The following is a 22,789-nucleotide window of genomic DNA, read 5'->3' on the forward strand; positions in this document are numbered from 1 at the left end:
GGCCCGTGCGGGCCGCCCCCTCCTCTCCTGTCCGCGCCGTCCTGCGCGCCGCTCTACCAGCCGTCGCCCCTGCCGTTCTGCTGCGGGGGCCAGTCGGTGTCCTGGTAGTGGCCCTGGCGGCCGTCACGGCCGGGACCGGGCTGCTGGGGCGGGTACTGCTGCTGCGGGTACGGCTGCTGCTGGTACGGCTGCTGCCGGCCGCCGTACGGGTCGCCCTGGCCGCCCTGCCACTGCTGGGGGGCACCGCCCTGCCACTGCTGCTGCCCGCCGTGGCCGGCCTGCGCCGGTTCGGGCTCGGGCGTGCCCCAGCTGACGGGCTGCTGGGGCACGTTCTGGTGGTGCTCCTCGTCGTAACCGGGCAGCGGCTGCGGCTGGCTGGGCACGTAGGCCGCGCGCGGCCTGGTGCGCAGGGCCACGCCCTCCAGACGCATCAGCTGGAGCGTCTCGGTGACCTTCTTGTCGGAGTAGGGGTCCTCCTCCTCCCAGATCTCCGTCATGTCGGCCTCGTGGTCGCCGCCCACGGACACCTCGACACCGGCCTGGCGGGTGCCCCAGCTGCCCTTGTGCAGGGTGAGCAGGGCGTAGAAGCGCAGCGGCGTCAGCAGGAACAGCTGGATCAGGCCGTACAGGGGGGCCAGCAGGAACATGCCGAAGCGCCTGATGAAGCCCATGCCGCGGCGCGGGAAGTCGAGGTAGCGGACGTTGCGCAGGTAGCCCATGAGGACCATGAACAGCGCGTAGTCGCCGATGTGGTCGACGAACCGGGCCGGCTGCATGATCGGCAGGATGACCATCGAGTAGAACATGGCCGTGCCGAAGACCAGCCACAGGCCGAGCTCCATGCAGGTGAGCCAGAACGCCGGCCGGTACTTCTTCTGGTGCCGGAAGGCCCACAGGGACTCGCGGAAGAAGGACTTGTTCCAGCGGACCTGCTGGCGCAGGAAGTGCGGCAGCTTCTCGGGGACGGCGGTGTAGCCGACGGCGGTCTCCTGGAAGACCACCTGGCCTTCCATCAGGCAGTAGTTGGTCATGCGGCGGTCGTCGCCGAAGACGGCCGGCTTGCCCAGGAACTGCTGGTTGAGGAAGTCCGGCAGGTACTTGCGCACCAGGGTGCCGCGGTACGCCGAGAGGGCGCCGCAGCAGCAGAGCACGGACTTCAGCCGCGAGTAGGCGGCCCGCTCGAAGAGGAAGGAGTTGCCGTAGCGCAGGTCCTGCAGGCGCGTGAAGATGTTGCTGTCGTGGTTGAGGGCGAGCACCATGCCGGTGGAGGCCATGATCTTCTCGTCGGCCAGCGGCAGCAGCAGCTCGCGCACGGTGTCCCGGGAGAGCACGGTGTCGGAGTCGACGCACAGGAAGATGTCGGAGTACGGCGCCGCCTCGAAGCCCAGCGCGAGGGCCTCGCGCTTGCCCTTGTTCTCGGGCTGGACGCTGACGGTGTACTTGACGCCCAGGGCCTCGAACTCGGGCCGCATCCTCTTCGCCGTGCGGATGCCGCCGGGGTCGGCGCTGCAGTCGTCGATGATGTGGATCTCGTTGGGGAGCCGGCTCTGGGCGAGCAGGGAGCGCATGCCCTGCTCGAACATGACCGGGTCCTCGTTGTAGATCGGGATGACCGCGGTGACCCAGCAGTCCTCCAGGTACTCCAGTTCCTCACGGCCCGCCTTGGCCGGCCGGTAGAACAGGGCGCCGAACATCTTCAGGGCCAGCAGGCCCATCGCGCCGATGGAGTACAGGTGCAGCGAGTCCGAGTCGAGCCGGGTCGCGATGACCGCGGCGATCGCGAGGAAGAAGAAGTACGAGACCTTCAGGTGCCGGCGTTTGCGGTGCCCCCGGCCGTCGGAGTCGACGGCCCCCGGTATGTACGTGTCCTCGGTCGTCACAGCTTGACCACCCGGGGGTGATCGGCGGACTTGCCCCGGGTGTCGAACAGCTTGCGGGCGCGGTCGGCCAGCTGGTCGAGGTCTATCTCCCGGTGCGGCTGGAGCAGGATGGTGAGGTCCGCGGCCTCGGCGCCGGCCAGGTAGTCGTCGGCACGCTCGACGGGAACGCCGTCGACGGCCCAGTCGTCGACCTTGGGGTCGAAGTAGACGAGTTCCGCGCCGCGGGCGAGCAGGTTCTCGGCGACCGCCTGGGCCGGGCTCTCCCGCTGGTCGGAGATGTCCGGCTTGTAGGTGACGCCGAGCAGCAGCACGCGGGAGCCGCGGACGGCCTTGCCCTCGTCGTTGAGCAGATCGGCGGCCCGGTTGACCACGTGCACGGGCATGCGCTGGTTGATCTCCTGCGCCAGCTCCACGAACCGGAACGGTATGCCCAGCGAACGCACCTTGTAGGAGAGGTAGTTGGGGTCGATCGGGATGCAGTGCCCGCCGACGCCGGGGCCGGGGTAGAAGGGCGCGAAGCCGAACGGCTTGGTGGAGGCGCAGCTGATCGCGTCCCACAGGTCGACGCCGATCTCGCGGCAGAACATCGACATCTCGTTGACGAGGGCGATGTTGACGTGCCGGTACGTGTTCTCCAGCAGCTTGGCCATCTCGGCCTCGCGGGTGCCCTTGGCCTCGACCACGCGGGACACGAAGCGCTCGTAGAGGGCGCGGGCGGCCTTGGTGCAGTCGGCGGTGACGCCGCCGACGACCTTGGGGGTGTTCTCCAGGCCGTAGGACGGGTTGCCCGGGTCGATCCGCTCGGGCGAGAAGGCCAGGTGGAAGTCCTTGCCGACGGTCAGACCGCCGGCCTCCAGCCGGGGGCGCACGATCTCGTCGGTGGTGCCGGGGTACGTCGTGGACTCCAGCACCACGAGGGTGCCGGGCCGCAGGTGCGTGGCGATGTCCTCCACCGCGGCGTGCACGGCGCCCAGGTCGGGGGCGCCGTACTCGGTGAGCGGGGTCGGCACGCAGATGACGACGGCGGCGGCGTCGGCGATGACCTCGGCGCGGTCGGAGGCGGTGAAGCCCTGGCCGAGCATCGCGCCGACCTCGGCGTCGGAGATGTCGTCGACGTGCGAACGGCCGTTGTTCAGCCCTTCGACGACGGCACCGCTGCGGTCGAGACCCACCACCCTCAATCCGGCGGCAGAGGCGGAGCGGGCCAGTGGCAGCCCCACGTATCCGAGTCCGACAACGACAAGATCCGTCGTGGAGGATCTGCTCACGACACCATTCCCCAACCCCGTTGCACGGCCCCGGGCAGGCCGGACGCGGGCAGCACAAGCCGCCCGAGTAAATCGAACAAGTGCGAGGAGGCTAACAGAACCTTCACCTTTTCACCCTGCTCACAACAAGTGCGGCTTGTCACGCGCACCTCGCTACAACCCTTGGCGCGGCTTGCGTGTCTCCCGTCACCACAACGGAGTTCGCCCGTGTGGGAACCCCGGGCGACCAGCCGATTCACGCGAACCGGAGCGACATGAGTCACACCAGCACCCCGGCGGACGGCCCCCGTCCCGGCAGTCGCCGGCGGGCCCGCACCCGCACCCGTGGCAGCAAGTTCCGCCGCGTCGTCCTGCCGGTGCTGCTCGTGCTCGTCCTCGCGGCCGGCGGGAGCGTCTGGTGGGTCTACCAGGGGCTGGACGACAATCTCAAGGACGGGGCGGTCGACCTGGAGCAGGCGCTCGGCGACGAGAAGAACCGCCCGCGGCGCGAGGCCGTCGCCGGTGACGCGCTGAACCTGCTGCTGCTCGGCTCGGACTCCCGGGCGGGCGCGAACGGCGCGCTCGACGGCGGACGGCCCGGCGGGGCGCGCTCCGACACCGCGCTGCTGGTGCACATAGCCAAGGGGCGCACCGAGGCCGTGGCGGTGAGCATCCCGCGCGACACCCTGGTCACCCGGCCCGAGTGCACGGCCCCCGACGGCACGGTGCTGCCGTCCGCCCGGCGCGTGATGTTCAATTCCGTCTACGCGCAGGCGGGTTCGGCGTGCACCGTAAAAACGGTGGAACAGATGAGTGACGTACGGGTGGACCATCTCGTGGAGGTGGACTTCGCCGGGTTCAAGGGCATCGTGGACGCGATCGGCGGAGTGACCGTACGACTGGACGAGCCGATCACCTCGGGGCTGCGGCTGGACGCCGGGGAGCACCGGCTGGACGGCGACGAGGCGCTGAAGTTCGTGCGTACCCGGCACGGTTACGGCGACGGCAGTGACCTGGGGCGGATCGAGCTCCAGCAGAAGTTCCTGGGCGCGCTGCTCGCCGAGGTCAAACGGCAGGACCTGCTGGGGAGTCCGGCGAAGCTGTACCGGATCGCCGACCGGCTGACCGAGTCGCTGACCACCGACTCCGAACTGGCCTCGCTGACCGCGCTGGCGGAGTTCGGGCGGAGCCTGGAGGGCATCGACCCCGCGGCGATGGACACGGTCATGCTGCCGGTGGCCTACGACAAGGCGGACCCGAACCGGGTGGTGGCGGTGGAGCCGGCTGCGTCCCGGCTGTGGGAGGCGATCCGGACGGACGCCGAGATCCCGGCGTCGGTCCGCGACTCCCCCGCCCGCGGCTGAGGTCCCGGGTGGCTCAGACCTCCTGCCACGCCCTGAGGGCGAGGCCCGGCTCGTCCTTGCGGCGGGTGAGCAGCAGGGTGCCGGTGGCCGGGTCGAGGGAGGCCGCGACGACCTCGCCGTACTCGTCGAGGGCGACGGACACGACGGCGCCCGCGGCCAGTCGGGGACCGGACTCGGTCCACCAGGCCCCCGCGGGCTCCTGCTCGGTGGGGTAGGCGGCGAAGGCGACACGTCCGCTCGCCGAGGGCTGGGCGAGCACGGTGCAGTCGTGTCCCTCGATGACGCAGCGCACCGCGGACACCGGTCCGGGGCCGGCCGCGGCGAGGAGCCGCACCGGATCGCTGCCGGGACGCCAGGCGCACAACTGCCCTTCCTGGTCGGTGAAGAAGAGCGTGGTGTGCTCGGCGGAGGTGGCCAGGGCGCGCAGGGTGCCGGACCGTGCCCGTACGTCGGTGCCCTCCGCCCGGCCGGGCGGCTTGCCGGGCTCCTCCTGACGCCAGCACAGGATGCCGTCCGGGCCGGCCGCGTACAGCTCGACACGGCCCGACCGGCCGGTGACGGCGGCGAGTTGCCCGACGTCCTCGCCGCCGAGGTGCTCCCACGGCGTCCAGCCGCCCTTCTCCTTCTGCGCGACCGTGCCGACCCCGCCGCCGCCGTCGCGGACGAAGACGTGGGCGCGGCCCTCCGCGTCGACGGCGACGGCGGGCGTGCCGGTGCGGTCGCCCTTCTTGTCGGGGTGGCCGATCGGGTTCCAGTCCAGCGGGGCGAGCCGGGGGCGGAAGTGGGTGGAGTGCACCAGGCCGGACTCGCCCTTCACCGTGGGCCGCCAGGCGACCAGGTGGGCGTAGCCGTCGGCGCCCTGGCCGACGGCGGGTCCCGGGTGCAGCCGCTGGTCGCCGCCGATCCTGCGAGGTGCCTCCCAGGGGCCGCCGGGGGCGAGTTCCGCGCGGCACAGGACGGCGTCGTCCGACGGCAGGTAGACGGTCAGGCGGCCGTCGCGGCCGCGGAGGAGCCAGTCGCCGTTCACCACTTCACCTTATGCACTGCGGTTTCGCACGCGCGGGCGGGGCGGCCCCGCCGGTGGTCCCGCGTGGGACGCTGGCGGTATGAACGACACCGCCGCCCTGCTCGTGATCGTCGACGCCGCGAACGTCGTCGGGTCGGTGCCCGACGGGTGGTGGCGGGACCGCCGGGGCGCCGCGGAGCGCCTGCGCGACCGGCTGGCCGCGGACGGTGTGCCGGACCGTCCGGGGCCGCTGGAGATCGTCCTGGTCGTGGAGGGGGCGGCGCGCGGGGTCGAGCCGGTGCCGGGGGTCCGGGTGGAGTCCGCCCCGGGCAGCGGCGACGACCACATGGTCGGGCTGGTGGCCGGGGCGGGCGACCGTCCGGTGCTGGTCGTCACGGCCGACCGCGAGCTGCGCCGCAGGGTGACCGCCCTGGGCGCGGAGGTCACCGGCCCGCGCTCCGTACCCCGCTGACCCCGCCCGTCGGCCGTGTGCCGCCCCGGACGCGGCCACCCCCGGGGGCCCGTGCCCGCCGACCGCGCCCTGCCGGCGGCGGGCACGGGCCCCGGGTCGCGGGAGTGACGGCCCACAAGGGCGTCGCACGGGGAGTGGTGTCGCGTCCGCGTGCCGGACGCCGCCGCCGGTGAGGCGGTGCCGGGCGTCCGGCGGCTGCGCGTCCTGGTCCGGTGGGACCGCGCCCTGGGGCGTGTCGGCCACGGCCGCCGGGGCGCTGGGGGCCCTGGGGCCCTGGGCCCTGGGGGCGCTGGGGCGCTGGGGCGCTGGGGGCCGCCCGCGCCCGGGTCAGCTGGAGTCCGGGCCGGGGCGTCCGAGGGACGCCCCGGGCTCGCTCTCGCCCTTGGCCAGGCGGCTGTGCTTGCGGCTGTAGAGGAAGTAGACGACGACGCCGACCGCCATCCAGACGCCGAAGCGGACCCAGGTCTCGGCCGGCAGGTTCAGCATGAGCCACAGGGAGGCGGCGACCGACACGATCGGCAGCGCGGGCACCCACGGGGTGCGGAACGCCCGGTGCAGGTCGGGCCGGGTCCTGCGGAGGATGACCACACTGATCGCGACGATGACGAAGGCGAATAGGGTGCCGATGTTCACCAGCGCGGCGAGCTCGTTCAGCGGGGTGAAGCCCGCGAGGATCGCGATGACGACACCGAGCAGGATGGTCGGCCGGTGCGGGGTCCGGAACCGGGGGTGGACCCGGGAGAAGAACCTCGGCAGCAGTCCGTCGCGGCTCATCGCGAAGAACACCCGGGTCTGGCCGAGCAGCAGGATCATGCAGACGGTCGTCAGGCCGACGGCGGCCCCGAAGCTGATGAAGCCCGCGAACCACGGATGCCCGGTCGCCTTGAAGGCGTCCGCCAGTGGCGCGTCCACGGACAGTTCGCTGTAGTGCTGCATTCCGGTGACGACGAGCGACACCAGCACGTACAGCACGGTGCAGATGAACAGCGAGCCGAGGATGCCGCGGGGCATGTCGCGCTGCGGGTTCTTGGTCTCCTCCGCGGCCGTGGCGACGATGTCGAACCCGATGAAGGCGAAGAACACCACGGAGGCCGCGGTGAAGATGCCCATCACGCCGAAGTTGGCCGGGGCCCAGCCGAACATCAGCTGGATGAGTGGCGAGTCGAGGCTGTCCCCCGCCGGCACGGGCTTGGCGTCCGGGATGAACGGGTCGTAGTTGTCCGCGGTGATGAAGAAGGCCCCCGCGATGATCACCACGAGGACCACGGTCACCTTGATGGCCACGACCAGTGAGGTGACGCGGGCGGACAGCTTCATGCCGAGGACCAGGATGCCGGTGAGCACCAGCACCAGCACGGCCGCGAGGATGTCGAACCCGAAGACGTCGGATCCCTCCCGGCTGCCCAGCACCGCGGGCATCTGCCAGCCGGCGTTGTCCATCAGCGACTGGATGTAACCCGACCAGCCGACGGCCACCACCGCCGTGCCGAGCGCGAACTCCAGGACCAGGTCCCAGCCGATGATCCACGCGGGCAGTTCACCCAGAGAGGCGTACGAGAACGTGTAGGCGGAGCCCGCCACCGGGACGGTGGAGGCGAACTCGGCATAACAGAGCGCGGCCAGCGCGCAGACGACGCCGGCCACCACGAAGGCCAGGGCGGTGGCCGGTCCGGCATTGTCCTTGGCGACCGTGCCGGTGAGGACGAAGATGCCGGTGCCGATGATGACACCGACGCCGAAGACCGTCAGGTCCAGCGCGGACAGGGATTTCTTGAGCGAATGCTCGGGTTCCTCCGTGTCACGGATGGACTCTTCGACCTTCTTCGTCCGGAAGAGGGGGCTTGTCACGGGTACCTCCCACGCTTGTCGTCCTCGACATGATCGAGAGGGGGCGTAGGTCGTATGCCCCGGCGCGGGCGCTCTCACGCGAACGGGCCGCGCGCGCCACTCTTCACAGTGGCACGGGCGGCCCATCCGGGCGACGCGTGGGCGACGTCAGTCGCGGGCGGGTTGCACCGAGTCGACGGCGTCCGCGGAGGAGTGCTCGTACTTCCCGTCCAGCTTGGCCACCAGACCGGTCACCTGACGGGCGACGTCGGGGGCGGTCAGCCCGATCTCGGCCAGCACCTCGGCGCGCGAGGCGTGGTCGAGGAAGCGCGGCGGGATGCCGAAGTCGCGCAGCGGCACGTCCACACCGGCGTCGCGCAGCGCCTGGGCGATCGTCGAGCCGACGCCGCCGACCCGGGAGTTGTCCTCGACGGTGACGACCACGCGGTGCTTCTCGGCGAGCGGGGCCATCGCCTCGTCGACGGGCTTGACCCAGCGCGGGTCGACGACGGTGGTGGAGATGCCCTGCCGGTCCAGCAGCGAGGCGATCTCCAGGCACATCGGCGCGAGCGCTCCCACGGAGACCAGCAGCACGTCGGGGGTGTCCGTGCCGGGCTCACGCAGGACGTCCATGCCGCCGACGCGGCCCACGGCGGGCACGGCCGGCCCGACGGCGCCCTTGGAGAAGCGCACCACGGTGGGGGCGTCCTCGACGGCGGTGGCCTCGCGCAGCTGGGCGCGGACCTGGTCGGCGTCGCGCGGGGCGGCGAGCCGCAGGCCGGGCACGACCTGGAGGATCGACATGTCCCACATGCCGTTGTGGGAGGCGCCGTCGGTGCCGGTGACGCCGGCCCGGTCGAGGGCGAACGTCACGCCGCACTTGTGCAGGGCCACGTCCATCAGCACCTGGTCGAAGGCGCGGTTGAGGAAGGTGGCGTACACGGCGAAGACGGGGTGCACCCCGGCGTGGGCGAGGCCCGCCGCGGAGACGGCGCCGTGCTGCTCGGCGATGCCGACGTCGTAGACCCGGTCGGGGAAGCGCTTGGCGAACTTGTCGAGGCCGACCGGCTGGAGCATGGCGGCGGTGATGGCGACGATGTCCTCGCGCTCCTCGCCGAGCTTCACCATCTCCTCGCCGAAGACGCTCGTCCAGTCGGCGCCGGAGCTGGCGATCGGCAGGCCCGTGTCGGGGTGGATCTTGCCGACGGCGTGGAAGCGGTCCGCCTCGTCCTGGAGGGCGGGCTGGTAGCCGCGGCCCTTCTCGGTGAGGCAGTGCACGATGACCGGGCCGCCGAAGCGCTTGGCGCGGGTCAGGGCGGACTCCAGGGCCTCGATGTCGTGGCCGTCGATGGGGCCGACGTACTTCAGGCCGAGGTCCTCGAACATGCCCTGCGGGGCGATGAAGTCCTTCAGTCCCTTCTTGGCGCCGTGCAGCGTGTCGAAGAGGGGCTTGCCGACGACCGGGGTGCGCTCCAGGAGGTCCTTGGTGCGGGTCAGGAAGCGCTCGTAGCCGTCGGTGGTGCGCAGGGTCGCGAGGTGGTTCGCCAGGCCGCCGATGGTGGGCGAGTAGGAGCGCTCGTTGTCGTTGACGACGATGACGAGCGGGCGGTCCTTGGCATCGGCGATGTTGTTCAGCGCCTCCCAGGCCATGCCGCCGGTGAGCGCGCCGTCGCCGATGACCGCGACGACGTGGCTGTCGCGCTTCATGATCTGGTTGGCCTTGGCGATGCCGTCGGCCCAGCCGAGGACGGTGGAGGCGTGGCTGTTCTCGATGACGTCGTGCTCGGACTCGGCCTGCGAGGGGTAGCCGGACAGGCCGCCCTTCATCTTCAGCCTGGAGAAGTCCTGCCGGCCGGTCAGCAGCTTGTGCACGTAGGACTGGTGGCCGGTGTCCCAGAGGACCTTGTCCCTGGGCGACTCGAAGACCCGGTGCAGGGCGATGGTGAGCTCCACCACACCGAGGTTGGGGCCGAGGTGGCCGCCGGTCTTGGAGACCGCCTCGACGAGGAAGGTCCGGATCTCCCCGGCCAGCCGGTCGAGCTCCTCCGGGCCGAGCCGGTCCAGATCGCGCGGTCCCCTGATGCGGGTCAGCAGCGGCACCCGTGCCTCCTTGCAGTAGAGCTGATCGAGCTGTTACCGGGCGGGTCGAGTCTAATCTTCCGCTCCGGACGGACGACTCCGGGCGGTGCGTCGTGCGTCACCCGGTCAGCAGTACCCCGAATGCGCCCGTCCTACGACACGGCTGTTGCCCGGCGCCTTCCCAGGCACCGGGCAACAGCGGCGGGAGCGTACCGGGAGCTAGGCGCGCCCGGCCGTCTTCTGCGTCTTGCGGGTGACCGCGTCGATGACGACCGTGGCCAGCAGCACACCACCGGTGATCATGTACTGCACCGGCGAGGCGATGCCCTCGAGCGCCAGGCCGTACGTGATCGAGATGATGACCATCACACCGAGCAGCGCGTCCCACGTGCGGCCGCGGCCACCGAAGAGCGACGTGCCGCCGATGACGGCCGCGGCGATGACGTTCATCAGGAACTCGCCGGTGCCCGCGCCCTGGTTGGCGGAGGCGATCTTCGAGGCGACGAACAGGCCGCCGATCGCGGCGAAGGTGCCGGCGATCGCGAAGACCGAGATCCGGACCATCTCCACGTTGATGCCCGCGCGGCGGGACGCCTCGACGCTGCCGCCGAGTGCGAAGACCTTGCGGCCGTAGGCGGTGCGGCGCAGCACGAAGTCCGTGAGGACCAGGAAGGCCAGGAAGATCACCACGGCCAGCGGCAGGCCCTTGTACTGGTTGAAGACGATCGCGACGGCGAAGGCCAGGACCGCGAGCAGCACGGTCCGCACGATGATCTCGTTCAGCGGGCGGGACGGCACCCCGGCGGCCTCGCGGCGGCGGTTGTCGAAGAACGCGAGGAGGAAGTACCCCACGGTCGCGACGATCGCCAGGCCGTACGCGGCGGCCACGTCGGAGAAGTAGTAACTGGTCAGCTTGACGACCAGGCCCTCGGAGTCGAGGTTGATGGTGCCGTTGCTGCCGAGGATCTGCAGCATGAAGCCCTGCCAGAACAGCAGTCCGGCCAGGGTCACGGCGAAGGCCGGGACGCCGATGCGGGCGAAGATGACGCCGTGGATGGCGCCGGCCACCGTGCCGGTGAGGATCGCCAGCACCAGGGCCAGGATCTCGTTCATCCCGTGGGTGACGCTCATCACCGCGAAGGCGGCGCCGGCGACACCGCTGACCGAACCGACCGACAGGTCGATCTCGCCGAGCAGCAGCACGAAGACGATGCCGACGGCGATCATGCCGGTGCCGACCATGGCGACGGACATGTCGGAGAAGTTGCCGGCGGTGAGGAAGTTGGGGTTCAGGCTGGTGAAGATGGCCCAAATGATCAGCAGGCCGACCACCACGGGGATGGAGCCGAGGTCACCGGCCTTCATCTTCCGCTTGAACTCGTTCCAGTAACCGAGGAAGCCCTGCTCGCGGACCAGCAGCCGGGGGTCGACCACGGTGACCGCGGCGGGGGCCGCCTCGGGGTTCTCCACGGCGTGGTCCTCGGCGGGGGCGGGGGTCTTGTCGATGCTCACTTCTTGATCTCCCCATTGGTGCGCGCCGCACGACGGGTCACGGCGTTGTCCGTGGCGCCCGTGATGGCGGAGATGATCTCTTCCTGCGAGGTCGACTTGACCTCGAAGACGCCGTTGTTGCGCCCGAGGCGCAGAACCGCGACCTTGTCCGCCACGGCCTTCACATCGGCCATGTTGTGGCTGATGAGGATGACCGCGTGACCGCGCTCGCGCAGCCGCTCGACCAGGTCGAGGACCTGCGCGGTCTGCTCGACGCCGAGGGCGGCGGTGGGCTCGTCGAGGATCACCAGCTTCGGCTCGCCGAGCATGGACCGGGCGATGGCCACGACCTGGCGCTGACCGCCGGAGAGCGAGGCGATCGGGATCCGGACGCTGGGGATGCGGATCGAGAGCGTGTCGAGGAGCTCGCGGGAGCGGCGCTCCATCTCCACCTCGTCCAGGACGCCGCGCCTGCGGAGCTCCCGGCCCAGGTAGAGGTTGCCGACGACGTCGATGTTGTCGCACAGCGCGAGGTCCTGGTAGACCGTCGCGATGCCCAGGTTCTGGGCGTCGTGCGGCCGGTTGATCTGGACGGCCTTGCCGTCCCATTCGATGACGCCCTCATCGATGGGGTGCACGCCGGCGATCGTCTTGACCAGCGTGGACTTTCCGGCACCGTTGTCGCCCACCAGGGCGACCACCTCACCGGCGTGGACCTCAAGCTCTACGTCGGTGAGCGCCTGGACGGCACCGAAACGCTTGGAGACCCCGCGCAACGCCAGCACGGGCGTAGCGGACACGTGAACCATCTCCTTCGCCGCCTGACCCGGCGGGAGGTTGTGCAGAGAATTTGGGGGGTGTTCCGTCCGGCGCCCCGCGTAGCTTGCGGGGCTGATGTGTGCGGGGCGCCGGCGGAAGCGCGTGGCAGTCGGTCCCGGGCGGGAGTCCGGGTCACGGACTCCCCGCTGTGTCACGGGACTCGGGGACTGCTTACTTGAGGCCGATCTTGTCGCAGGCGGCCTTGTACTTGTCCGTGCAGATCTCCTGGACGGTGTAGATGCCGTCCTTGATCACGGTGTCGTTGATGTTCTCCTGGGTCAGCGAGATGACCGGGACGAGAACGGACGGGACGGCCTTGGTGGTGGGGCTGTCGACCTTGTCCTTGGCGATGGAGTCCAGCGACTTGCCCTGGGCGAGCAGGACGGCCAGCTCCGCGGCGACGTTCGCCTCCTGCGGGAACGGCTTGTAGACGCTCATGAACTGCTCACCGGTGACGATGCGCTGCACGCCCGCGAGCTCGGCGTCCTGGCCGGTGACCGGGATGTCGGCGATGCCGGCGGCCTTCAGGGCGGTGATGATGCCGCCCGCCATGCCGTCGTTGGCGGAGTAGACGCCGACGATCTTGTCCTTGCCGAGGGCGGAGATGGCGCCCTCCATGTTGGCGTTGGCGTTCTCCGGCTTCCACTCCTTGGTGTCGTACTCGCGGCCGATCTTCACCTTGCCGTCGAGGACGGAGTGCGCGCCCTGCTTGAAGAGGGCGGCGTTCGGGTCGGTGGAGGACCCGTTCATCATGACGATCTGGCCGTCCTTGGCCTTGTCGCCCAGCTTCTCCAGCAGGGCCTCGCCCTGGGTCTTGCCGACGGTCACGTTGTCGAACGAGGTGTAGGCGTCGATCGGGCCCTCGGCGAGGCGGTCGAAGGCGACGACCGGGATGCCGGCGTCCTTGGCCTTCTTCACCGAGCCGGCGATCGCCTTGGCGTCGACCGCGTCCAGGATCAGCACGTCCACCTTGTTGGTGATCATCGTGTCGACCTGCTGGTTCTGCAGGCTGGCGTCCTGCTTGGCGTTGGCGTAGACCACCTCGCCCTTGTTGTTCGTGAGCTCCTTGACCTTCTTCTCGATCAAGGGCTTGTCGAACTTCTCGTACCGCGCGGTCTGGTTCTCCGGAAGGAGCAGGCCGACCTTGATGTCGTCGCCCTTGGCGGCGGAGTCGCCCGAGTCCTTCTTGTCACCGGACTCGGCGGCGCTGCCACAAGCGGCGAGCGAGACGGCCATCGCACCTGCGGCAACGGCAAAGGCAACGCGACGCATACGCGTGTTCATTCAGAAACCTCCCTGACGAGGCCGCGTCGTTGCGGCCGAGGTGGCTGGAAGTCAACTCGGCCACACGTGCGACGTCAAGAAGTAAATCCTTAACGAGATGGCAACGGTGCCATCCGTTCTCTAAGTGAAGGCAGGGCTGGCCGTCTTGAGTGACCGCGTCGCAGTTCCGTCGAGAAGGGTCGAATCGCCCATCTCGCTCAGGGCGAGGGCGAGGGCTCCGAGGACCTCCGCACGGCCGCCAAGTGCCCCGGGAAGGACGGAGAGTTGGCGCGCCGCACTGGGGATCGCGTAGCGGCTCACGGACTCCCTTATCGGCCCCAGCACCAGCTCGCCGGCCTCCGCGAGATCGCCGCCGAGGACCACCCGGCTAGGGTTCAGCAGGTTGCAGAGATTGGCCACTCCACTGCCGATGTGGCGGCCGACGTCGGCGATCACCCGACGGCAGCCCGGGTCACCGTCCCGCGCCAGCCGGACGACGCCTTCCATCGTCAGGTCGGTGCCGTGACTGGGCTGGAGCAGCGGGAGCACGTAGCGCGCGGCCGTGAAGGTCTCCAGGCAGCCGCGGTTGCCGCAGCGGCACACGGGGCCGGATTCGTCGAGTGTAATGTGTCCGATCTCACCCGCGGTGCCGCCCGGTCCGCGGTAGATCTTGCCGCTGATCACCAGACCCGCGCCGACGCCGCTGGCCACCTTGATGTACGCCAGGTCGCGCACGCCGCGGCCGCTCCCCCAGACCATCTCGCCGAGGGCGCCGAGGTTGGCGTCGTTGTCCACGTGCACCGGCACGCCGAGCCGCCCCCGCAGCTCCTCGGCGGGCTTGGTGCCGGTCCAGCCGGGCAGGATCGCGGTCGAGCCCAGGGTGCCGGACTCCACGTCGATCGGACCGGGCACGCCGAGGCCCACGCCGGCGACCTTGGAGCGGTCCACGCCGGTCGCCTCGATCAGCCGGCTGACCAGCTGTTCCGCCCGGTCGAAGCCCTGGGTCGAGGAGGCGTCCACGTCCAGGGGCTCGGACTCCTCGGCCAGCACCTGGTGGGCGAGGTTCCCGACCGCGACCCGCAGGTGGGTGTGCCCGAAGTCGACCCCGATGACGATGCCGGCGTCCCCGCTGAGCGAGACGCTGCGGGCCCGGCGTCCGCCCGACGAGGTCGGGGTGACCTCGACCGTCCCGCCGTCCTTCAGTTCCCGGACGATGTTGGAGACCGTGGCCGCGGACAGGCCGGTCGTCCTCGCGATCTCGGCCTGGGTGAGGGAACCCGCAAGACGTACTGCCCGGACGACCCGCTCCAGGTTGGCTCGGTGCAGCGACGACTGCGACCCCGGAGTCTCCACGACGACCTCCTGCGCGCGGGGCCGCATCGGTGAGGCCCCTCTCATGTCCAACTAGTGAACTCTAAGATGAGCCGTTCGGGTTGCCTCCCGTCAAGAGGTTGAACCGTTTCCGGGTGCATGGACACACGCGGACACGCCGCTCCCTGCGGCGGGAGCGGCGTGTGAAGACCGGGTTCCGTAGCGTTACTTCAAGGTTGCGGAGGTCAGGCCGGCCTGCACCTGGCGCTGGAAGGACAGGTACACGACCAGCATGGGCACCATGGCGATGGTCACACCGGCGAAGAGGACCGGGAGGTCGGAGGCGTAGCCCTGCTGCTGCTGCAGCTGGATGAGCCCCTGGGTCAGCACGTAGCGCTCCGGGTCGTCACCGCTCTGCGGCTGCATCAGCACGGTCGGCAGGATGTACTGGTTCCACTGGCCCAGCGTGTTGAAGATGCCGACGCTCAGCAGGCCGGGCTTGGCCATGGGCATCATCACCTGGAAGAAGGTCCGGGTGTGCGAGGCCCCGTCGAGGATCGCCGCCTCGAAGACCGCCGACGGCAGGGTCCGGAAGAAGGCGTGCATGAAGAACACCGTGAAGGGCAGCGAGTAGGCCACGTAGACCAGGGCCAGGCCGTGGTAGGTGTTCAGCATGTCCAGCCGCTTGACCATGAAGAACAGCGGCACCAGCGCCAGGAAGACGGGGAACATCGCGCCCGCGACGAAGAAGTAGTACAGCAGGCGGTTGCCCCAGAACTCGTAGCGGGCCAGTACGTAGGCGGCCATCGCGCCGAGCAGCATGGTCAGCGGCACGGAGATCACCAGCACGATGACCGTGCTGGTGAAGTAGTCGCCGATGCCCTTCTCCCAGGCGCGGGAGAAGACGCCCAGGTCCCAGTTCTGCGGCCAGCCGAAGGCCGAACCGCCGATCTGGGCGTCGGTGCGGAAGGAGCTGAGCACCAGCCACAGCAGCGGCAGGACGATCATCACCGCCCACACGGCGAGGAAGCCGTGCGAGAAGACGTTCAGCGCGACGCCTTCGCCGCGCCGGTCGCCCGGCCGGACGGTGCCCTTGCCCACCGGCGGCGGGGGCGGGGTGGGGCCCCCGGTGGGGGCGGTTTCCTTGAGAGGTGCGCTCATCGTCGTTGCTCCGCCTCAGAACTCGATGCGCTCGCGACGGGTGGCGCGCAGCATGACCACGGACACGATCAGGGTGAGGACCAGCATGACCACGCCCATGGCGCAGGCGTAGCCGCTCCGGCCGTACAGCAGGAAGTTGCGCATCATCACGGTGGACATGACCTCGCTGTGGTGGTCCGGGCCACCGCCGTAGTCGCCGGCGGTCATGGTGGAGACCAGGATGAACATGTCCATCGCCGCGATGCCGAGGTAGACCCAGGCGGTCTGCACGGAGTCCCACAGCAGCGGCAGGGTGATGCGGAAGAAGGACTGGGTGCGACTGGCCCCGTCGATGAGCGCCGCCTCGTAGATGTCGCGCGGGATGGACTGCATGGCGGCGGAGAAGAGGACCAGGTAGAAGCCGACGCCGTGCCAGACGACGACGGCCATCAGGGCCCACAGCACGACGTTCGGCTCGTTGAGCCATTCCACCGGATTCTGGCTGTCGACCAGTCCGATCCCGATCAGGACGCCGTTGAGCATGCCGCCGCCGTCACTGCGGTAGACGGCTCCGAAGAGCACCGCCAGGATGGCCAGCGACAGGACCTGCGGGAAGAAATAGACGACCCGGTAGTACTTCGATCCGGCGACTCCGGAAACCCCTCCGGAACGTCCGCGTCCGCCCGCGTTCAGCATGAAGGCGAAGAACAGCGCGAGCAGAATGGTGATCACCGGGATGAACACCAGGAACAGGATGTTGTGCCAGATGGCACCCATGAAGACGTCGTCCTCGAACAACGCCGTGTAGTTGTCCAGACCGACGAAATCGAAGCTCTGCGACTGCCCCTTCCAGTCGGTCAGTGAATAACCGAACGTCTGGATGTACGGCCAGATCACGAAGATCAGATAGAGCGCCACGGGAAGGAAGAGGAATCCCGCGACGAACCGGTGCTGCCCTTTGCGCATGACGTCCTGCCCCTGGGTGTGGCCGCCGCGGGCCGGGACTCCTCCCGGCCCGCGGCGGTCGTCGGTCGAGCGAGATCAGTCGCGGCGGTTCTTCTTCGAGGCCGGGTCCTTGGCCTGCTTGTCGACCGCGGCCTGGGCCCGCTTGAGCCACTCCTTGGGCTGGATCCGCTTGGCCATCAGCTCGTTGGAGGCGTTCTCGATGGCGGTGCCCATCTCGCTGTACCACTCGGTGTACAGGAAGCGGAAGGTGTTGTCGCCGGCCGCCCGGGAGGCCTCGACGGTGGACTGGGTGCCCGGCCGCAGCTGGACGTTCGGGTCGACACCGTCCTTCAGGATGGTCAGCGAGTTCGCCTCCTTGGCGAACATGGTCGCCCAGTCCTTGGAGAGCATCATCCGCATGAACTCCTGGGCCGCGGGGAGGTTCTTGGCCTTGGACGGGATGATGAAGGGCTCACCGGAGCCGGCCCGGATCGCCTCGAAGGGCAGCGCGCTGTCCGCCAGCACCGGCATCGGCAGGAACTTCATGTCGAAGTCGTCCGGTGTCGTCTTGAGCTGCTCGTTCTCCAGCCAGGAGCCGCTGGTGATGAAGGCGGCCTTGTACTGGTTCCAGCGGGTCTGCGACTCGGTGTGGGTCAGGCCGTTCGTGCCGGGCATCAGGTAGCCCTTCTCGACGACCTCGTAGATCGCCTCGATGGCCTCGGTCGCGGCGTCGGAGCCGACGAACGCCTTGGGGTCGAGGTTGTCGATCGCCTTCATGGCGTCCAGGCCGCCCTTCTTGGCGATCAGGTCCATGATGGCGACGTTGATGTAGTACGGGAACTTGCCCTGGTGCGCGAGGCCGCCGATGCCCTGGGCCTTGGCGTCCTTGCAGACGGCGAGGAAGTCGTCCCAGGTCTTGGGCGCCTCCCAGCCCTTGTCCTTGAAGAGCTTGCCGGAGTACCACAGGCCCCACACCGTGTAGATGTAGTTGAGGGCGACGACCTTGCCCTCCTGCATGCCGGCGTCGATCGTGCCGGGGATGAGGGTGTCGCGGACCTTCTTGGACGGGTCGTCGACCGACGGGGCGTCCAGCACCTTCGCGAGGTCGAGGAGCTGGCCGTTCTTGTGCAGCACGTCGATCGGGATCTGCTGGGCGCCGGAGTCGTCGACGATGTCCGGCGGGTTGCCGGCGTTGAACCGGGGCTGGAGTTTGCCCGTGATCTCCTGGGTGCCGGTATGCACGGAGGTGACGCCGTGCTTCTTCTCGAAGTCCGCTTCCCACGCCTTGGCGTAGGCGTCGCCGTAACCGCCCTTGAAGATGACGACGTCGAGCTTGGTGCCCTTCTTGACGCCGAAGGGATTGGATTCGGACGTCTTGCCCTCGTTCTGACCGGAGTCGTCGTCCCCGCCCCCGCTGGCACACGCGGACAGGAAACCCATGGCCGGCACCGAAACCAGGCCGAGTGCGGCGGACCGCTTGATCAGTGCGCGGCGCCCCACACCGGTGGTGCCGTTCTCACCGGTGCCGTTGTTCTCGCCGGAAGTGGATCCCATGCTCAAGTCCTCGCCTTCTCCAGGACTCAGGCGGTGAACCGGATCCTTGCCGGCACCGCGTTCGGGTCACGCTGGGTCGTGCAGGAAGTGCGGCCGTGCTGGGGTCGGGTGCGGTGAAGATGCCCCGGAGTGCCGACAGGTATAGTCCACTTCACGCCGACGGAGCAAGATCGAATGCAAGGTTCCCCTCCTGTCTTTTCCGAGTTGAGACCTCGCGGAAATACTGAGCCCCCCAGGCGTCGCCCGGCGGAGAAATCACCGCCGCCGCACTGGAATGCCGCATTCAACCCTCTTGACATCAACGACCACTTGGCGCACTACTGGACCTTGCGCATCTCGACTGACAACGTTGTCCAGCACAGGGAGGGTGCTCGCGCATGCAACGTAGGGTCCGGCACAGATGGGGAACGGCGGTCGTCGCGACGACCGCCTTTGCTTTGGCCGTGGGCTCGCAGGGCGTCGCGGTCGCCCTGCCCGCGGCACCGGAGAAGGCGGACCGGGCGTTCGCCTCGTCCTTCGAGGCCGGTCAGCCGGCCCCGGACTGGCTGAACACCGTGGACACCGCGCCGGGTGGCGGCAAGCGCGCCTCGGGCGTGGACGGCGGCTTCTCGTCCGGCATTCCCGGCAATGTCACCGACCACGTCACCGACGTCCGCGCCAGCGGGGAGAACGCCGGCGCCAAGGAGGTGAAGGGGAACCTCTTCGACGGCGAGCCCGCCACCAAGTGGCTGACGTTCGCACCGACCGGCTGGATCGAGTTCGAGCTGGACGAGCCGACGAAGATCGTCAAGTACGCCCTGACCTCGGCCAACGACCACGACGAACGCGACCCCGTGGACTGGACGCTGAAGGGCTCGGCGGACGGCGAGGACTGGCGGACGCTGGACACCCGCTCCGGACAGTCCTTCGCCGAGCGGTTCCAGACCAAGGCCTACGACCTCGCCGAGGCGGCCGAGTTCCGGTACTGGCGAGTGGAGTTCACCAAGAACAACGGTGCGGGCGACGCGCTCCAGCTGGCCGAGATCCAGCTGTCCACCGGCATCGCGGACCCCATACCGGAGGACATGCTCTCGCTCGTCGACCGGGGCCCGAGCGGCTCACCGACGGCGAAGGCGGACGCCGGCTTCACCGGCAAGCGCGCCCTGCGGTACGCGGGCCGGCACACCGCCGACGGCCGGGCGTACTCGTACAACAAGGTCTTCGACGTGAACGTGAAGGTCGAGCGCCGCACGGAGCTGTCGTACAAGATCTTCCCGTCGATGGCGGACCGGGACCTCGACTACGACGCCACGAACGTCTCCGTCGACCTGGCCTTCACCGACGGCACCCACCTGAGCGACCTGGGCGCGACGGACCAGCACGGCTTCCCGCTGTCGCCGCGCGGCCAGGGCGACTCCAAGGTGCTGTACGTCAACCAGTGGAACAGCGTGCGCTCCGCGATCGGCTCGGTCGCCGCCGGCAAGACCGTCGACCGGATCCTGGTGGCCTACGACTCCCCTAAGGGCCCGGCGAAGTTCCGCGGCTGGCTGGACGACGTGGCGCTGAAGCGGGTGGAGCCCGAGCGGCCGAAGGCCCATCTGTCCGACTACGCGGTGACCACCCGGGGCACCAACTCCAGCGGCGCCTTCTCCCGCGGCAACACCTTCCCCGCGACGGCCGTGCCGCACGGCTTCAACTTCTGGACGCCGGTCACCAACGCCGGTTCCACCAGCTGGCTGTACGACTACGCGAGCGGCAACAACGACGACAACCTGCCGACGGTCCAGGCGTTCAGCGCGAGCCACGAGCCGAGCCCCTGGATGGGCGACCGGCAGACCTTCCAGGTGATGCCGTCGGCCGCCTCCGGCACCCCGGACACCGGCCGTGAGGCGCGCGAGCTGGCCTTCCGGCACGAGAACGAGACCGCCCGGCCGTACTACTACGGGGTGCGGTTCGAGAACGGCGTGAAGGCCGAGATGGCGCCGACGGACCACGCCGCGATGATGCGCTTCACCTTCCCCGGTGACGACGCGAGCGTGCTGTTCGACAACGTCAACGACCAGGCGGGGCTGACCCTCGACAAGGAGAACGGCACCTTCACCGGCTACTCCGACGTCAAGTCCGGGCTGTCCACGGGCGCGACCCGGATGTTCGTGTACGGCGAGTTCGACCGGAAGGTCACCGACGGCGGCGCCGAGGGCATCAAGGGGCACCTGCGTTTCGACGCGGGCGCGAACCGCACGGTCACGCTGCGCCTGGCCACGTCCCTGATCAGTGTCGACCAGGCGAAGGACAACCTGCGCCAGGAGATCGGCCGGACCACCACCTTCGACAAGGTCAAGCGGGACGCGCAGCGCCAGTGGGACCGCATCCTCGGCAAGGTCGAGGTGGAGGGCGCCACACCGGACCAGCTGACCACGCTGTACTCCAGCCTCTACCGGCTGTACCTGTACCCGAACTCGGGCTTCGAGAAGGTCGGCGGGAAGGACCGGTACGCCTCGCCGTTCTCGAAGATGGAGCGTCCCGACACCCCGACGCACACCGGCGCGAAGATCGTGGACGGCAAGGTGTACGTCAACAACGGCTTCTGGGACACCTACCGGACCACCTGGCCGGCGTACTCCTTCCTGACGCCCTCCAAGGCCGGTGAGCTGGTCGACGGGTTCGTGCAGCACTACAAGGACGGCGGCTGGACCTCCCGCTGGTCCTCCCCCGGGTACGCGGACCTGATGACCGGCACCTCCTCGGACGTGGCGTTCGCGGACGCGTACGTCAAGGGGGTCGACGGCTTCGACGCGGAGGCCGCCTACGACGCGGCCGTGAAGAACGCCACCGTGGTGCCGCCGTCGTCCGGTGTGGGCCGCAAGGGCATGGCGACCTCGCCGTTCCTCGGCTACACCGGCACCGAGACGCACGAGGGCCTGTCGTGGGCGCTGGAGGGATACCTCAACGACTACGGCATCGCCAGGATGGGCGAGGCCCTGTACAAGAAGACGGGCGACAAGCGGTACCAGGAGGAGTCCGCCTACTTCCTCGACCGCGCCCGGGACTACGTCAACCTCTTCGACTCCGAGGCCGGGTTCTTCCAGGGCCGCGACGCCAAGGGCGACTGGCGGGTGGAGTCCTCCAAGTACGACCCGCGGGTCTGGGGTTACGACTACACCGAGACCAACGGCTGGGGGTACGCCTTCACCGCGGCGCAGGACAGCCGGGGCCTGGCGAACCTGTACGGCGGCCGGAAGGGACTGGGCGACAAGCTCGACGAGTACCTGTCCACGCCCGAGACGGCCTCACCGGAGCTCAAGGGCTCCTACAACGGGGTCATCCACGAGATGATCGAGGCGCGGGACGTCCGGATGGGCATGTACGGCCACTCCAACCAGGTCGCCCACCACGCCCTGTACATGTACGACGCGGCCGGGCAGCCCTGGAAGACGCAGAAGAACGTGCGCGAGGTGCTGTCCCGCCTCTACACGGGCAGCGAGATCGGCCAGGGCTACCACGGCGACGAGGACAACGGCGAGCAGTCGGCCTGGTACCTGTTCTCCTCGCTCGGCTTCTACCCGCTGGTCATGGGCAGCGGTGAGTACGCCATCGGCTCCCCGCTGTTCACGAAGACGACCGTGCACCTGGAGAACGGCCGCGAACTGGTCGTCAAGGCGCCGAGGAACAGCGCGAAGAACGTGTACGTGCAGGGACTGAAGGTCAACGGCAAGCGGTGGAACTCCACGTCGCTGCCGCACTCGGTGATCGCCCGGGGCGGGGTGCTGGAGTTCGACATGGGTCCGCGCCCGTCGTCGTGGGGAACCGGCAAGGACGCGGCGCCGGTGTCCATCACCCAGGACGACAAGGTGCCCACGCCCCGCAAGGACGCCCTGAAGGGCGCGGGCGCGCTGTTCGACGACACGTCGGCGACCGGCGCCACGGTGACCGCCGTGGACCTTCCCGTCACCGGGGCCACCGAGGCGGTGCAGTACACACTGACCTCCTCGGGCCGTGCCGGGGCCCCGACGGGCTGGACGCTGCAGGGCTCGGCCGACGGGGAGACCTGGACCGACCTGGACAGCCGGACCGGTGAGTCCTTCCGCTGGGACCGGCAGACCCGCGCCTTCTCGGTGGCGAAGCCGGGGTCCTACGCCCACTACCGGCTGGTGCTGAGCGGCGAGGCGACCCTGGCGGAGGTGGAACTGCTGAGCTGATCACGGCTCCCGGTTCCCGGGGCGGGTCCGGACGGCGTCCGGGCCCGCCCCTTCCGGGCGGACGAGGCGGGAGGGTCCCCGCGGCGGGTTCCGGTCCGATCGTGGGAGCGCTCCCACCTCGTCCGAGGGGACGGTATCGCCGCCTGCCGCCGTTGTAAACGGCCGGAGCGCGGCCGTCGCCGCCGGTGCGGCCCTCGTGGCGGGGTGTGCGGG

The 22,789-nt window shown here is 69.6% G+C and carries 15 protein-coding genes; 3 read left to right on the plus strand and 12 right to left on the minus strand.

Features of this window, described 5'->3' with window-relative positions; genetic code table 11:
• Positions 1–53: 53 nt before the first annotated feature.
• Complete coding sequence (locus IE118_RS12505; protein WP_189557874.1) at positions 54–1,880, minus strand: glycosyltransferase; 1,827 nt, start codon at positions 1,878–1,880, stop codon at positions 54–56.
• Positions 1,877–3,148, minus strand: a complete 1,272-nt coding sequence (locus tag IE118_RS12510; protein ID WP_189557875.1) for a nucleotide sugar dehydrogenase — start codon at positions 3,146–3,148, stop codon at positions 1,877–1,879. The genes IE118_RS12505 and IE118_RS12510 overlap by 4 nt, the downstream gene beginning before the upstream one ends.
• Before the next feature lie 254 nt (positions 3,149–3,402).
• On the opposite strand from IE118_RS12510, the gene IE118_RS12515 reads away from it, so the two are divergent.
• Positions 3,403–4,491 carry an LCP family protein gene (locus IE118_RS12515; RefSeq protein ID WP_189557876.1) on the plus strand — a complete coding sequence of 363 codons (1,089 nt, stop codon included), beginning with the start codon at positions 3,403–3,405 and terminating at the stop codon, positions 4,489–4,491.
• Between the two features lie 13 nt (positions 4,492–4,504).
• On the opposite strand, the gene IE118_RS12520 is transcribed toward IE118_RS12515, so the two are convergent.
• The gene (locus IE118_RS12520) at positions 4,505–5,518 is read right to left on the minus strand and encodes a DUF8189 domain-containing protein (RefSeq protein WP_189557877.1); all 1,014 of its coding nucleotides are present in this window, start codon (positions 5,516–5,518) and stop codon (positions 4,505–4,507) included.
• 79 nt (positions 5,519–5,597) lie between these two features.
• On the opposite strand from IE118_RS12520, the gene IE118_RS12525 reads away from it, so the two are divergent.
• Positions 5,598–5,969 (plus strand): PIN domain-containing protein, encoded by a 372-nt coding sequence (locus IE118_RS12525; RefSeq protein WP_189557878.1) that lies wholly within the window; start codon positions 5,598–5,600, stop codon positions 5,967–5,969.
• Between the two features lie 327 nt (positions 5,970–6,296).
• On the opposite strand, the gene IE118_RS12530 is transcribed toward IE118_RS12525, so the two are convergent.
• The 9 genes from IE118_RS12530 to ngcE all read right to left on the minus strand — a co-directional run bounded on the left by IE118_RS12530 (position 6,297) and on the right by ngcE (position 18,398).
• Positions 6,297–7,817, minus strand: a complete 1,521-nt coding sequence (locus IE118_RS12530; RefSeq protein WP_189557879.1) for an amino acid permease — start codon at positions 7,815–7,817, stop codon at positions 6,297–6,299.
• Between the two features lie 147 nt (positions 7,818–7,964).
• Entirely contained in the window at positions 7,965–9,896 is a 1,932-nt protein-coding gene (gene dxs / locus IE118_RS12535; protein WP_189557880.1) for a 1-deoxy-D-xylulose-5-phosphate synthase, read from the minus strand.
• A 198-nt stretch (positions 9,897–10,094) separates the two neighbouring features.
• On the minus strand, positions 10,095–11,387 hold the full coding sequence (locus IE118_RS12540; RefSeq protein ID WP_189557881.1) for a sugar ABC transporter permease: 1,293 nt from the start codon (positions 11,385–11,387) through the stop codon (positions 10,095–10,097).
• Complete coding sequence (locus IE118_RS12545) at positions 11,384–12,175, minus strand: ATP-binding cassette domain-containing protein (protein WP_037940698.1); 792 nt, start codon at positions 12,173–12,175, stop codon at positions 11,384–11,386. The genes IE118_RS12540 and IE118_RS12545 overlap by 4 nt, the downstream gene beginning before the upstream one ends.
• Before the next feature lie 181 nt (positions 12,176–12,356).
• Positions 12,357–13,457 (minus strand): ABC transporter substrate-binding protein, encoded by a 1,101-nt coding sequence (locus IE118_RS12550; RefSeq protein ID WP_189558159.1) that lies wholly within the window; start codon positions 13,455–13,457, stop codon positions 12,357–12,359.
• Positions 13,458–13,589: 132 nt separating this feature from the next.
• Positions 13,590–14,801: an ROK family transcriptional regulator gene (locus tag IE118_RS12555; RefSeq protein WP_189557882.1), complete on the minus strand. Its 1,212-nt coding sequence runs from the start codon at positions 14,799–14,801 to the stop codon at positions 13,590–13,592.
• 183 nt (positions 14,802–14,984) lie between these two features.
• Entirely contained in the window at positions 14,985–15,920 is a 936-nt protein-coding gene (locus tag IE118_RS12560; protein ID WP_189557883.1) for a carbohydrate ABC transporter permease, read from the minus strand.
• A 15-nt stretch (positions 15,921–15,935) separates the two neighbouring features.
• Entirely contained in the window at positions 15,936–16,865 is a 930-nt protein-coding gene (locus tag IE118_RS12565; RefSeq protein WP_189557884.1) for a carbohydrate ABC transporter permease, read from the minus strand.
• Between the two features lie 75 nt (positions 16,866–16,940).
• Positions 16,941–18,398 (minus strand): N-acetylglucosamine/diacetylchitobiose ABC transporter substrate-binding protein, encoded by a 1,458-nt coding sequence (gene ngcE / locus IE118_RS12570; protein ID WP_189557885.1) that lies wholly within the window; start codon positions 18,396–18,398, stop codon positions 16,941–16,943.
• Between the two features lie 377 nt (positions 18,399–18,775).
• On the opposite strand from ngcE, the gene IE118_RS12575 reads away from it, so the two are divergent.
• The gene (locus tag IE118_RS12575) at positions 18,776–22,576 is read left to right on the plus strand and encodes a GH92 family glycosyl hydrolase (RefSeq protein WP_189557886.1); all 3,801 of its coding nucleotides are present in this window, start codon (positions 18,776–18,778) and stop codon (positions 22,574–22,576) included.
• Positions 22,577–22,789: the final 213 nt, after the last annotated feature.

It is taken from the genome of Streptomyces pilosus (genome assembly GCF_014649835.1).
In the GTDB taxonomy this organism is placed as follows: domain Bacteria; phylum Actinomycetota; class Actinomycetes; order Streptomycetales; family Streptomycetaceae; genus Streptomyces; species Streptomyces pilosus.